At 39.6% G+C, this 13,562-nt stretch carries 15 protein-coding genes; 6 read left to right on the top strand and 9 right to left on the bottom strand.

The genetic code is table 11. The features are described 5' to 3' along the window. Window positions 1–11: 11 nt before the first annotated feature. From purN to cmoA, 4 genes are all read right to left on the bottom strand, one after another. Window positions 12–659 (bottom strand): phosphoribosylglycinamide formyltransferase, encoded by a 648-nt coding sequence (gene purN / locus I6F66_RS17530; RefSeq protein ID WP_007586949.1) that lies wholly within the window; start codon window positions 657–659, stop codon window positions 12–14. Next, entirely contained in the window at window positions 659–1,711 is a 1,053-nt protein-coding gene (gene purM, locus I6F66_RS17525) for a phosphoribosylformylglycinamidine cyclo-ligase (RefSeq protein ID WP_002959993.1), read from the bottom strand. Before purM ends, purN begins: the two co-directional genes overlap by 1 nt. A gap of 190 nt (window positions 1,712–1,901) precedes the next feature. Then, window positions 1,902–2,870 carry a tRNA 5-methoxyuridine(34)/uridine 5-oxyacetic acid(34) synthase CmoB gene (gene cmoB, locus I6F66_RS17520; protein WP_197160239.1) on the bottom strand — a complete coding sequence of 323 codons (969 nt, stop codon included), beginning with the start codon at window positions 2,868–2,870 and terminating at the stop codon, window positions 1,902–1,904. A 12-nt stretch (window positions 2,871–2,882) separates the two neighbouring features. Further along, window positions 2,883–3,608: a carboxy-S-adenosyl-L-methionine synthase CmoA gene (gene cmoA / locus I6F66_RS17515; protein WP_197209523.1), complete on the bottom strand. Its 726-nt coding sequence runs from the start codon at window positions 3,606–3,608 to the stop codon at window positions 2,883–2,885. A gap of 116 nt (window positions 3,609–3,724) precedes the next feature. Between cmoA and I6F66_RS17510 the strand changes: the two genes are divergently transcribed. After that, window positions 3,725–4,414: a DUF3334 family protein gene (locus I6F66_RS17510; protein ID WP_165729298.1), complete on the top strand. Its 690-nt coding sequence runs from the start codon at window positions 3,725–3,727 to the stop codon at window positions 4,412–4,414. A 113-nt stretch (window positions 4,415–4,527) separates the two neighbouring features. Here the strand turns inward: I6F66_RS17510 and I6F66_RS17505 are convergent, their stop codons facing one another. The 3 genes from I6F66_RS17505 to I6F66_RS17495 all read right to left on the bottom strand — a co-directional run bounded on the left by I6F66_RS17505 (window position 4,528) and on the right by I6F66_RS17495 (window position 6,551). Then, entirely contained in the window at window positions 4,528–5,091 is a 564-nt protein-coding gene (locus tag I6F66_RS17505; RefSeq protein WP_197209522.1) for a hypothetical protein, read from the bottom strand. 91 nt (window positions 5,092–5,182) lie between these two features. Continuing rightward, entirely contained in the window at window positions 5,183–5,680 is a 498-nt protein-coding gene (locus tag I6F66_RS17500) for a M48 family metallopeptidase (protein WP_197209521.1), read from the bottom strand. A 22-nt stretch (window positions 5,681–5,702) separates the two neighbouring features. After that, the gene (locus tag I6F66_RS17495) at window positions 5,703–6,551 is read right to left on the bottom strand and encodes a DUF72 domain-containing protein (RefSeq protein ID WP_197209520.1); all 849 of its coding nucleotides are present in this window, start codon (window positions 6,549–6,551) and stop codon (window positions 5,703–5,705) included. A 247-nt stretch (window positions 6,552–6,798) separates the two neighbouring features. Between I6F66_RS17495 and aspS the strand changes: the two genes are divergently transcribed. The 3 genes from aspS (at window position 6,799) to I6F66_RS17480 (ending at window position 9,551) form a co-directional block, all read left to right on the top strand. Beyond that, window positions 6,799–8,577: an aspartate--tRNA ligase gene (gene aspS / locus I6F66_RS17490; protein ID WP_197120081.1), complete on the top strand. Its 1,779-nt coding sequence runs from the start codon at window positions 6,799–6,801 to the stop codon at window positions 8,575–8,577. Between the two features lie 130 nt (window positions 8,578–8,707). Further along, the gene (locus I6F66_RS17485) at window positions 8,708–8,938 is read left to right on the top strand and encodes a hypothetical protein (protein WP_165729303.1); all 231 of its coding nucleotides are present in this window, start codon (window positions 8,708–8,710) and stop codon (window positions 8,936–8,938) included. 16 nt (window positions 8,939–8,954) lie between these two features. Then, a complete protein-coding gene (locus tag I6F66_RS17480; RefSeq protein ID WP_197120083.1) occupies window positions 8,955–9,551 on the top strand; it encodes a pentapeptide repeat-containing protein in 597 nt (198 codons plus the stop codon). A gap of 72 nt (window positions 9,552–9,623) precedes the next feature. Here I6F66_RS17480 and I6F66_RS17475 read toward each other — a convergent pair whose 3' ends face one another. Further along, window positions 9,624–9,947, bottom strand: coding sequence for a hypothetical protein (locus I6F66_RS17475; protein WP_010555318.1), 324 nt, complete (start codon window positions 9,945–9,947; stop codon window positions 9,624–9,626). A gap of 129 nt (window positions 9,948–10,076) precedes the next feature. On the opposite strand from I6F66_RS17475, the gene I6F66_RS17470 reads away from it, so the two are divergent. Further along, the gene (locus I6F66_RS17470; protein WP_197160247.1) at window positions 10,077–10,826 is read left to right on the top strand and encodes an alpha/beta hydrolase; all 750 of its coding nucleotides are present in this window, start codon (window positions 10,077–10,079) and stop codon (window positions 10,824–10,826) included. Between the two features lie 56 nt (window positions 10,827–10,882). Here I6F66_RS17470 and I6F66_RS17465 read toward each other — a convergent pair whose 3' ends face one another. Next, entirely contained in the window at window positions 10,883–12,085 is a 1,203-nt protein-coding gene (locus tag I6F66_RS17465) for a bifunctional alpha/beta hydrolase/OsmC family protein (protein WP_197160248.1), read from the bottom strand. 527 nt (window positions 12,086–12,612) lie between these two features. Here I6F66_RS17465 and I6F66_RS17460 point away from each other — a divergent pair. Next, on the top strand, window positions 12,613–13,452 hold the full coding sequence (locus I6F66_RS17460) for an isopenicillin N synthase family oxygenase (protein WP_024594124.1): 840 nt from the start codon (window positions 12,613–12,615) through the stop codon (window positions 13,450–13,452). Window positions 13,453–13,562: the final 110 nt, after the last annotated feature.

Genomic DNA, 13,562 nt, shown 5'->3' with positions numbered 1-13,562 from the left:
CACTTATTTTTTTATTGTGAGTAGTGCGCGCCGTGTGCAGGAAGTTGTTTTTTGTCAAGAACTGCATAATCTGCTTCCATAGTAAGTCTGTGTTCACTGAACCACTTGACCACCAAAGGATAAATTATATGCTCTTGCTCATGCACGCGTTTTGCTAATGTTTCTGCTGTATCATCCTTGAGTACAGGTATTTGCGCCTGAAGAATAACGGGACCGCCGTCTAATTCTTCAGTAACAAAGTGAACACTTACGCCATGAACATCGTCTTTTGCATCAATTGCTCTTTGGTGGGTATTCAGCCCCTGATACTTAGGCAACAAAGATGGATGAATGTTCAACATTTTTCCAACATATTTTTGCACTAAGCCAGGAGTAAGAATACGCATAAACCCAGCTAATACAACTAGATTTGGCATAAAAGAGTCGATAACGTTCATTAATTGCGCATCGTACGCTTCGCGCGAGTCAAAATCTTTATGACTGAGCACTTTTGTAGCAATACCTGCTTTTTTTGCACGCTCTAGGCCATAAGCGTCTGCTTTGTTACTAATAACAGCCGCTATATGTCCGTTTATCTCGCCACGTTCGCAGGCATCTATGATGGCTTGTAAATTAGAGCCACTACCTGAGATTAAAACTACCAGACGAGTCGGTGCCATTACTTAGCACCACCTACAATTTCAACTTGCTCTTCGCCAGCTGCTGCATCTTGAATTTCACCAAGGTGCCATGCATTTTCGCCCAAGTCTTTTAGCATTGTTAAGCTTTGCTCAAGTTTGTCTGCAGGAACTACTAAAACCATACCTACACCACAGTTAAATGTACGGTACATTTCGTGTGTAGTAATATTGCCGTTTTCTTGTAGCCAGTTAAAAATAGGTGGCCACTGCCAGCTATCACCTTTAACTACAGCTTTTGCTGAAGCGGGTAATACACGTGGAATGTTTTCCCAAAAACCGCCGCCAGTAATATGCGAAAGCGCATGTACGTCAACGTTTTTGAATAACTCAAGTAAAGGTTTTACGTAAATACGAGTAGGCTCAAGTAAGGTTTCGCCTAATGTTTTACCTTCAAAGTCAGCGCTGGTATCAGCTTTTGACACTTCAAGTACTTTACGAATTAAAGAGAAGCCATTTGAATGAGGGCCGCTTGAAGCAAGTGCAATAAGCTGATCGCCTGCTGCTACTTTTGTGCCATCAATAATTTTTGATTTTTCTACAACGCCTGTACAAAAGCCTGCCATGTCGTAGTCTTCACCATCATACATACCTGGCATTTCAGCTGTTTCGCCACCAATTAGGGCGCAACCTGAAATTTCACAACCTTTGCCAATACCTGTAACTACGTCAGCTGCTGTGTCTACATCTAGTTTACCAGTTGCATAGTAATCTAGAAAAAACAGGGGTTCAGCACCTTGAACAATTAAGTCGTTTACACACATTGCAACTAAATCAATACCAACCGTATCGTGTTTTTTTAAGTCGATTGCTAAACGTAGTTTAGTACCAACGCCATCTGTGCCTGCAACTAATACTGGTTGCTTGTAGCCTTCAGGAATTTCGCAAAGTGCGCCAAAACCACCAATTCCGCCCATTACTTCAGGACGACGAGTTTTTTTAACTACGCCTTTAATACGCTCAACAAGTGCATTACCAGCGTCGATATCTACGCCCGCGTCTTTATAGCTTAGAGACTGTTTTTGTTCGCTCACAGGTTTTCCTCAAAATAGTTGTTTTGGGTTGCTTAGAAACGCGCGTATTTTACAACAATTGCAAGGTCGCGGCTAGCTCAAATGTAATTTTGAAATAATTAACAAGGACACTTGTCCGCTGTCTGTTGTTTAAATAAACAAAAAAACGCCCGTAGGCGTTTTTTTAGTATTAAAGGCGTTAAATTAACAGCTATGCTTTTGCGGTTAATATGGCTCGAAGTGGAGCGGGGTAGCCTTCAATTGTTTTACTTGTATCGTTTGGATCTAAAAAGTCGATTAACGATTCGTTTTCCATCCAATCGGTTTTGCGTTGCTCTTCAAGCGTGGTAATAGCGCAATCTTTTATTTGCACATCTTTAAAGCCAACGCGTTCCATCCATAGTTTTAATGCTGCAGTACTTGGAATAAACCAAACGTTGCGCATTTTAGCGTAGCGGTCGGTAGGGACTAATACTGTGTTTTCATCACCTTCAATTACTAGCGTTTCAAGTACAAGTTCGCCGCCTGGGCGAAGCTGCGCCTTTAACTGCGCTAAAAAGTCGATAGGTGAGCGACGATGATAAAGTACGCCCATCGAAAAAACCGTATCAAAGGCTTTAAGCTCGGGTAATGCCTCAACGCCTAGTGGTAATAAATGCACGTTTTCGTCTGGGTTATAGTGTTTAATTGCCTGAAACTGACATAAAAATAAATCAGACGGATCAATACCCACTACAAACTCTGCACCTTCACCGCGCATACGCCATAAATGATAACCAGAACCACAACCAATATCTAAAACAGTGCGGCCTTTTAATGGCTCAATATGAGGAAGTAGGCGATCCCACTTCCAATCGCTGCGCCATTCAGTGTCTATTTCAATACCGTGAACACTAAATGGGCCTTTGCGCCACGGCATCATACGTTTTAATAAATGCATCGCCTGTTTTTGTTCGCCATCACTCATCTCCCCTGACGCGCCTATTTCTACCTTGGTAGAGACATCTACATGCGTAGTTGCTACTTCAGGCAAATTTTTAAGCACTTTTTGCCATTTAGGTAAATCGCCATGGCTTGCCTCGTTTTGCCAGTGTTTTAATTGTGCCGGCAGGGTTTCTAGCCAGTGGCTAAGAGGGCTTTGTGCGATAGATGCGTAAAATTGGTTAAACCATTGAGACATAAGTCACTCTCTTTATTTAATTGCTACCATTGAGCAAAAATTAAAACATTGATACCACACTTGAGTTTGGCTAAAACCAATATCTTGTAAGCGAGTAAAGTGAGCGCTGAGTGTATCTGGGCGCATAACGTTTTCGATGGCGGTACGCTTTTGGCTTATTTCAAGCTCAGAGTAGCCATTGTGACGTTTAAAGTCGTGGTGTAAATCTATTAATAAATTATCGCATAGCTCGTTTTCGGCTTTTACTTTTTCGCTAAGCAGTAATACACCGCCAGGTTTTAGATTAGCGTATATTTTTTCAAGCACGGCTTGGCGCTGAGCATGCGGAATAAACTGTAGTGTAAAGTTCATTGCTACAACTGAGGCGTTTTGAATTTCAAGCTCATTAATGTCGCCTAAAGTAACAGTAACGGGCACATCTGATTTAAAACCCTGTAAATGTACCTTGCAACGCTCAACCATCGCTTGCGAGTTATCTACCGCTATTATATGGCAGTTATCAGTGCGAATATTACGGCGCATGCTAAGCGTTACTGCGCCCAGTGAGCAGCCTAAATCATAAAGATTTGAGTTACTTTGCGCGTATTCACCGGCAAGTTTACCCATTGTACTAACAATAGTTGCATAGCCCGGTACAGAGCGCTGAATCATATCTGGAAAAACTTCGACTACATTTTGGTCAAAGCTAAAATCTTTTACTTGTTGCTCAGAGGCATAAATACTGTCTTTTATGGTCACGAAGGCAGTCTCTTTATAAATAATAGAGTTATTTTAACATTTTATACTGGATAGTCAGTGATAAATTCAGTAGCTTGACTAGAATTATGAATAATAAGTATAAAAGAGAAGATTAAATGAGCAAAAGTAAGGTCATCAGCACAGACGATATATTAGCAACCCTTTGTCATTCAGTGACAGGCGTACTCACATCAGCCAGCGGTAATGGTATTAGCTACTCTGCCATGGTACAAAAAATAACGCGTACATGTATGCGACCAGATATTGGCTGCTTTGTTTTATTTGACGGCGGTTTTACCGGCCTTGTAATTACCAACTTTACCTCGCAAGCGGCGATGGAAATTTATGGCGATTATATGCGTAATATGGGTATGCCTGAGAATGAAATAGCGCATAGCCATTTATCAGACGACGTATCAAACGTACTAGGCGAGTTGATGAATCAAATTGTTGGCGACTTTACGTCTAAAGTGCGCGAGCAATTACATACGTCTATTACGCAAAACCAGCCAAAAATGATGGCAATAAATAAGCAAGTGCAAATATCGGTAGATACCACAATGGATCGCCCGCAAGCACGCCGCGTAACATTCACCACAAGTAAACAAAATATCTTTTACTTGGAATTAGCGATGGATAAAACAGAGTTTATTAAATTACACGACTTTGATATTGCAGAAGCGCTCGATCCAGATGACATAATTGAAAACGAAGCTAAAAAGAAAGCTGAAAAAGAAAGCGCAAAGGCTAAAGACGTTGTGCAAGATGATGCCGATGACGACTTTATGGCAGGCTTAGGACTGTAACATTTTACGTAGGTTGGGTTGAGTGAAACGAAACCCAACGTTTGCTCAGCTATTAATTTTTTGCTATCAAAAATACGCGATTTTAAATCGCGTATTTATTTAACTATAAATAACTAATTATGAAAGTCACTTTTATCTCTAATACGATTATTCTTAATATTCGAAAGTTGCTTTTCTAAATCCTCTGCTCTTTGCAAAATATCATCAAAAATCTTTTCGGTGGATATACTATTTCTAGGTGAAACAAAGCAGCTCCCTTGCATTTTTAAAAGAAATTTTATTGAGTCTTCTAAAGCAATTGAACTTTCAATATTTTCGATATAATTTTTATATGTTTCTTCAAACTCTTCTAATTGTGCTTTTGATACATCAAGCATTTCTTTTTGCTTATTTAAATTTACAGAGGAGTAGTTAGGAAAATAGGTTTGTAGTTTCATGAAGGCAATATTATGTTGGTGATATATTTCAGTAAGATTGTCTATGGATTTTGCAAATAAGGATCTAATGTTCATTTTTACTTCTGCTAACTTCATCCTTTCTTCATGCGCCCTAGATGCTTTTGCATTGGAAAGCATTTTAAAACTTAAATAAACAGCCACGATACTGATTATTAAAAAAAGTAGCGGCTGGAGCTTTAATGTAAATTCTAAAAAATGGCCTAACTCTCTTAAATCCATTTAATAATTCCCTTTTAACTTAAAGTAAAACACTGAGAACGTTAAGTTAACTGCAAAGCTTTGTATGAGTAAAGATTAAATTAATAGATATTTAACTATACGGATTCTCTCCCATCGCCACTACCACACAAAATATCCTTAAATCTAATTCCAATTGGTGGTAACTCGGTTCCATGTGGCAGCAAAGTTGGTAAAAGCCTTTGTTATGGTCTTTTTCTTTAAAATGCGCTAATTCATGAACCACTAACGCTTTTAGTAGTGGCTCGGGAGCGCGCAGCAAATCACTGTTAATCGCTAAATCGTGCTTACGGGTTTTACCTTGCATACGGTAAGTGTGCGTACCAAGTGCGTTGGTGACCATGTCGCCTTGTTTTTTAAATGCAGCGCGACCAAACGGCGGGGCATTTTTTAAATATTGTTTTTTAAGTTCGGTGGCGTAGCTATAAAGTAACTTATCGCTGGTTATGGTATGTGCTTGCGGGTATTTTTTAAGTAAGTAGTTACTTACCTTTTTGTTGTTAATTAGGCTTAATACCTGCTCAACAATGTTTGCAGGGTAGCCGGTAAAATAACGTGCGTATTCACTCATTTATATTCTCTAATTTTATTATTTAAAAAAGTGCCGGCTGGTGGGCTTCTTTTTCGCCAGTAAATGGGTTTAATGCTTTGTGATTATAACCTAGGTCCTTACAAAACTGGCGAGCTAATAACGGTGCTTCTCGGTTATCGGCGGTATGAAAAAACACATACGGTGTTTTACCTTCATCAAGCCATTGTTTTACTTTGCTCAGCCACGGTTTATAAAAGGGTTTATAGTCGTTTTGCAAATCGGCTATTACAAAGCGCGCCATAGGCTGCGAGCCTGTGGCAATGGCATGTACTGGTAAATGTGGCTTTTTTTGCTGTGCATCTATTAGTGCCTCGGTTGTTGGTTTTACGGCAAATAGGGCGCGAGTATCCATCGATATGCGATTTATGTTGTTTGCCATTAATAACTGATTAAGCGCTATTTCGGCTTCACCTTTTTTGAAAAATGCAGTATGACGTACCTCTACACCGTAATTAACCTCTTTTGGTAATAGGCTAATAAATTGTGCGAGTTTGGGTAAGTCACCAGGACCAAATGCTTTAGGTAATTGCAGCATGATTTGCCCGGTTTTTTCTAAAATAGGGGAGAACAAGTTAAGCCAATCTGTAAGCTCGGTTTGTATATTAGTAAGGTGTAGTTCGTGGCTAAAGCGACGATTAAACTTAAACGTAAATTTAAAATCGTCGGGTACGTTATTTGCCCAGCGCAATACGGTGCTTGGCGATGGATCGGCGTAAAAGCTGGTGTTGCCTTCAACAGAATTAAAATGTTGGGCGTATTGGCTAAGCATATCGGCGTTTTTACATTGGCTTGAAAATAAATTGCCTTTCCATGCATTACTCGACCACTGCGGGCATCCAATATATAACATACAAACTAGCGCCTTATTATAAAGTGGCGATAGTGTAGCAAATAACAAAACGAGCTGCTGTAAATTCAGGGGCAAAAGCGGCACACGCCCTAGCATCTTAATGTTAGTTGAGTATAATGCAGGGCTTAATTTGATTATTTTTAGATTGCTAGCGGCTTTATTTGTATTGTGGTGACCTGTTTTTTAAATCACACGCCTTAAAACAAATAAGTTTAGCCGTTTAAGCCTTTTATCTGACAGGAAAACTATGCGCTCTATATATTGCGGACAGCTAAATAAAACTCACGTAGATCAAGAAGTTGAACTATGTGGCTGGATCAACAAACGACGTGACCTTGGTGGACTTATCTTTGTCGATTTACGCGATAGAGAAGGTTTAGTACAAGTTGTATTCGACTCTGACATTGAAGAATTAATGAGTTCAGCTAATACACTTCGCCAAGAATTTTGTGTTCAGTTAAAAGGTGTTGTTCGCGCACGCCCAGACAGCCAAGTAAATAAAGACATGGCAACAGGGGAGATCGAAATTTTAGGTAAAGAGCTTAATATTATTAACCGCTCTGAGCCGCTTCCACTAGATTTTAACCAAGTAAACTCTGAAGAGCGTCGTTTAAAGTACCGTTACTTAGATTTACGTCGTCTAGAAATGAGTGACCGTATTAAATTACGCGCTAAAGCAAGCAGCTTTGTTCGTCGCTTTTTAGATGAAAACGGCTTTTTAGACATCGAAACGCCAGTACTTACTAAAGCAACGCCAGAAGGCGCGCGCGATTACTTAGTACCGAGCCGTGTTCATAAAGGTAGCTTTTACGCATTACCGCAGTCGCCGCAGTTGTTTAAGCAATTGTTGATGATGTCTGGTTTTGACCGTTACTACCAAATTGTTAAATGTTTCCGTGATGAAGATTTACGTGCGGATCGCCAACCAGAATTTACCCAAATAGATATAGAAACCTCGTTCATGAGCTCTGATCAAGTACGTGGTATGACTGAAAAAATGATCCGTGAGATGTGGCAAACATTGTTAAACGTTGATTTAGGCGATTTCCCAATCATGCCTTACAGCGAGGCAATGAGCCTTTACGGTTCTGATAAGCCTGATTTACGTAACCCAATGAAATTAGTTGATATTGCTGATTTAGTGAAAGACGTAGAGTTTAATGTTTTTTCAGGTCCGGCTAACGACGAAAAAGGCCGTGTTGCTGTATTAACAGTACCGGGTGGCGCTAAGCTTTCTCGTAAACAGCTTGACGATTACACTAAGTTTATTGGTATTTACGGCGCTAAAGGCATGGCGTGGATGAAAGTAAACGACCACACTGCAGGCGCTGAAGGCGTTCAATCACCAGTGGCTAAGTTTTTAAACGAAGACGTAATTACTAAATTGCTTGAGCGTACTAATGCACAGTCGGGCGATATTATTTTATTCGGTGCCGATAAGCGCAACACAGTAAATGAAGCTATGGGCGCACTGCGCGTTAAGATTGGTGTTGATTTAGAAATCACTAACCTTAATAGCTGGGCACCACTTTGGGTTGTAGATTTCCCAATGTTTGAAGAAGATGACGAAGGCACATTACATGCTGTACATCATCCATTCACTGCACCAAAAGATATTACTGCAAGTGAGCTTGAAGCAAACCCAGCAGCAGCAATTTCAGATGCCTACGACATGGTATTAAACGGCTACGAAGTGGGTGGCGGTTCGGTGCGTATTCATAATGCAGATATGCAAGAAACCGCATTTAGAATTTTAGGTATTAACGAGCAAGAGCAACAAGACAAGTTTGGCTTTTTACTTGATGCACTTAAATACGGCACACCACCACATGCAGGTTTAGCATTTGGTCTTGACCGTTTAGCAATGCTTTTATGTGGTACCGATAACATTCGTGACGTTATTGCTTTCCCTAAAACAACACAAGCATCGTGTTTATTAACTAACGCGCCAAGTAAACCTAACCTCGATTCGTTAGCTGAGCTTGCAATTAGTGTTGTAGAAAAAGAAGTATCAAGCGAAGAGTAATTTTTGCTTAGCTTTTAAGCTAAATTTAAAAACCCTTAAGTTATATGCTTAAGGGTTTTTTTGTGGTTAAATTTAAAGCAGTTTAAAGGTTTGTGCCGATTGCTATTATCCATATTGAAAAGGAGTTCTTATGTCATTTCATCTAACCTTATTTGGTGAGTTTTTAGCTTTTTTTATTATATTATGCATCCCTATTTTTGCTGTAATTAGCTACAAAATAGGTAAGCGTAAAAGTACTATGCCAGGTGTTTTAGCGTTTGTGGGTGGCTGTTTTGCGCTATTTCCATTGTTTGGTTTAATTTTTATTGCAGTGCTTGCTCTTAAAAAAGATTTACCTAAAAATAATGGCTACGCAGGTTAAATCTAATAGGTAAATTGTGTTGTTAAGTAACAATAAACAGTATTTTGATGAGCAATTTAATGCTTTGCAGTACGCAGAGCAGCTAACTGAAAACTCTGAGTTTGAAGAATGTATATTTATCGATTGCGACTTTTCAGGGGGGCAGTTTAAAAATTGCCGATTTATAGAATGTAGTTTTAAAAACTGTAATTTATCGTCACTTAAATGGAACTACAGTTCGCTTGAAAATGTAAGTTTTAGCCACTGTAAATTAAATAGTTTGCAATGGGCTGATGTAGATTGGCCAGCGCTTAGTATTAACGCACCGGTGAGTTTTAATTATTGTGAGCTCAGTAATAGCTCTTTTTTTGAATTAACCCTCAAAGCCCTCAAACTAACACACTGCTTTGCCAAAAATGTTGATTTTAGACACGCTGATTTAAGCAGTAGTGAATTTACAGGAACAGATTTTCGCGATAGTGAGTTTTTTCAAACTAACTTAACAAAATGTGATTTTGTAGGTGCTACAGCGTTTAATATAGATTTGAATAATAATATCTTAGCGAATGCTAAGTTTGATCGCTTCGAAGCACTTAATTTGCTTACCAGCCTTAATATAGAACTATGTGATTAATTTAGTTTAATATAATTACATATCTAGAAGCGACAGCTTGGCTGGGCTTCTAGATACTGCGTGACTGGGTAATTAACGGCTTGGGCCATTTTTATTACGTGCACTGGCAAGCTGTCTTGCGATTTCTAATAACGCAGGTGAAATATCTTCAGCGCCATCTTTAATTAGTTTTGTAACGTCACCTGATGAAAACAAACCGTCACGTGGTGATTTAATACCTAACTCACGTACAAAATCCTTCGTTTTACCAGTGCTGCCTGTTTCGATGAACTTAAAAATAATACGTTCATTGTTATTTTTAGCAGGTGCTTTTAGTGTTTCGATTTCGTCATGTATTGCAGTTAGTTTGTCTTCTAGGATTTCTATACGTTCTTGAATGCTATTGTATGATTTCATTTATTGGATCTTTTACTAAATATATTAAAACAATGGCGACTATTATCGCATAGTTTGACAATAGAGAATGCAAACCTATAAAGTAAAAGTTATTTTTAATTAAAAACAATAATTTATATAAGTTTAAATATGCAAAAAGCACTTAAAAAGCTTTTTATGTTAAGCGCACTCACCTTAACTACATCAATAATAAGCACTACAAGCTATGCAACCGACGACGTTATAACCGATAAAAGCCGCAATCGCACTATTCCTATCAATATTACATTACCAAGTAACAATGCTAAGTGTACAGAGCAAGCAAAGTGCCCTGTGGCATTTATTAATGCGGGCTACGGTATTAGTCATAACAAGTATACGTTTGCCAGTAATGCGTTTAATCAACGCGGATACTTAACAGTAGCCGTTGCACATGAACTAAAAACCGACCCTTACCTAAACCGTGAACAGCCTTACTTAACCACTCGTATGGAAAACTGGCATCGTGGTGTGGTAACGCTTAAGTTTTTAGTTAATGAGTTATCGAGTAAATACCCAGCGTACGACTTTACAAAACTCGCCTTATTTGGGCATTCAAACGGCGGTGATATTTCGGTATTATACGGCTCTATTTACCCCAATGAAGTAAGCACTATTATTACGATCGATCATCGTCGTATGTTGATCCCTCGTAATAAAAACATTCGCGTGTTTACACTACGTGGTAGTGATTACCCAGCTGATGCGAATGTGTTGTTAAACGATTCAGAGCTGGATAAGTTTCCTGTTACACAAACACTAATAGAAAAATCTCGTCATAACGATATGTACGATGGCGGGCCAAAATGGCTGGTGGATAGAATGAGTAAAGAAGTAAAAGAATTTTTAGATAGTAAATAGTTAGTTTTGTTAAAGCATAGCGCAGTGTTAGCTGCGCTATATTGCTTGTATGCTAGTTACTTTACCAGTTCACTTACAATAACAGGGTTGTTATGTAGTGTTTTATGCACAGGGCATTTGTCGGCTATTTCGAGCAAACGCTGGCGTTGCTCTTGTGTTAAATCACCGACTAGAGTGATTTTACGGGTAATGGCTTCTAGGTTACCGGTTTGCTCACAATCGTCGCAATCTTTGTTGTAATCGCGAGTGTGATCAAGCTCTACTTTAACATGCTCTAGCGCTAAATCTTTACGTGTAGCGTACATACGTAGTGTCATTGCTGTACAAGCACCAAGCCCCGCTAATAAGTGATGATACGGATCGGGGCCTAAGTTTTTACCGCCTACCTTTATTGGCTCATCTGCAAGCCAAGTATGATCTTTAGTGCTTACGTGCTGAGTAAATACATGGTCTTTTTCTTCAACAAGTACATTGCCACCCGTTAAACTTGCGGCGTATTTAGTTTTGTCATATTTGACGTAGCGATTAGCCCACGTTGCAATGATTTCTGCAGCGTAGTCGGCATCGTTTTTATTAGTAAGTAAGTGATCGGCGTTATCTAGGCTAATAAAACTTTTAGGATGCTTAGCTGATGCGTAAATTTTTTCGGCTTCACTAATATTTACCGTCGCATCAATAGGGGAGTGCATTACTAACAATGCGCGCTTAAGTTTACTAATGTGGCTTTTATCGTACTTGGCTATATCGTCTATAAACTGTTTTTTAATGGTAAATTCTCGGCCTGCTAGGCTTACCTTTGCTTCACCGGCTGCGTTAATTTCATCAAGGTGTGCTGCAAAGTTATGGGCTACGTGCTGTGCATCTGACGGCGCGCCAATGGTTGTAATAGCCGATACTTCAGGAATGTGCTCAGCAGCAGCAAGTACCGCAGCGCCGCCTAAACTGTGGCCAATAAGTAATTGCGGCGCTGCAAAATGCTCACGCAGATGATCAGCCGCTGAAACTAAATCTTGAATGTTTGATGAAAAGTTACTGTTAGCAAAGTCGCCATCGCTATTACCTAAACCCGTAAAGTCAAAACGCAGTACGGCTATGCCTTGCTGCGTAAGTGCACGGCTTATACGTGTGGCTGCTGCTATGTCTTTTCCGCATGTGAAGCAGTGTGCAAATAGCGCATAAAACTTTATGTCGCCGGCGGGGCGTTCTAGTTGGCCGGCAAGTTCTAAATCGCCGCTTTTAAAAGATACTTTTTGTCGCATGGGGAGCCTTATTTACACAAATAAAATATATTAGGGCGTGTTGACCGTTGTGGATTGAAATTTGTTCAATCTAGGGGCGATTTAATCGCGGCGCGAGGTTTGTAACCTAGTGGACTAAGTAAAAACCGAGCAACAAAGAGTTAATCGTCCCTAGAAAGAACCCAAAGGGTAGCGCATGTTTGGCATTTATGCTGCGTTATCGCCTATTTATGGGGAACAACCACACATCACAGGCTCTGCCTTGCTTAAATACCAAACAGTCTGCTACAAATTCACCCACCAAAGGTCAGCACGCCCTAGTAGACCATATATAAGTACTAAACCTTGCAAATTCAACGTTTTTTTATAAGTTGATCTTGATCAAGCCTAATGGTGGAAACGTTACTTTGCGGACATATGTCCTTATTTTTTTGAGGTCATTTGTCTATCCTCGCACAGCGCTATAATGAAGGCTTTTCTACTTTATCTTGGCAATTTGCTACTATTAAAGCAGTTCACTTCACACAACCTATTCACTGGAACGTACAATGCAATTACCTACTGTTGATTATAAAGCTCCCGATGCGGCTGCACACTTTGTTGAATCGTTAAGAAATACTGGATTTGGCGTTTTAAAAAACCACCCAATTCCACAGTCTTTAGTTGAATCTATTTACAAAAATTGGCAAGACTTTTTTAACTCAGAGCAAAAGCAGGACTTTTTATTCTCTAAAGAAACTCAAGATGGTTATTTTCCGCCTTCAGTATCTGAAGTAGCGAAAGGCTTTACAATAAAAGACATTAAAGAGTACTTTCATGTGTATCCTAAAGGCCGTGTTCCTGCAGAGCTCGAAGCTGATGTACGTGAATACTACCGTTTAGCGAGTGAATTTGCTGGTACTTTACTAAGCTGGGTTCAGGCTGAAGCGCCAGCTGATGTTCGCGCTAAATTTTCGATTGATTTAAAAGACATGATTGCCGGTTCTGAGCAAACATTGTTACGTATCCTACATTACCCACCAATGACGGGTGATGAAGAGCCAGGTGCTATTCGCGCTGCTGCTCACGGTGATATTAATTTATTAACGGTATTACCAGCTTCTAATGAGCCTGGTTTACAAGTTCAAAAAACAGATGGCGGTTGGTTAGACGTGCCATGTGATTTTGGCAGCTTAATTATTAATATCGGCGACATGCTACAAGAAGCGTCGGGCGGGTATTTCCCATCGACAATTCATCGCGTGATTAACCCAACGGGTAAAGCATCTACTAAATCGCGTATTTCACTACCGTTATTTTTACATCCGCATCCAGATGTTGTGCTTTCAGAGCGCTACACGGCAGATAGCTACTTGCAAGAGCGTTTACGCGAGTTAGGTGTTAAGTAACTCTTATACTTAAAGTAATTAAGTATAAATATAAAACGGCCTATGGCCGTTTTTTGCATTTTTAAGCAACTTGATCACCGGTTTAATTTTATTAAGCTATGCTCAATTGC

It is taken from the genome of Pseudoalteromonas sp. NZS100_1, assembly GCF_015864285.1.
Classification (GTDB): Bacteria; Pseudomonadota; Gammaproteobacteria; order Enterobacterales; family Alteromonadaceae; genus Pseudoalteromonas; species Pseudoalteromonas arctica.
The sequence above is the reverse complement of the archived record's forward strand: the minus strand, read 5'-3'. Positions and strand labels throughout refer to the sequence as shown.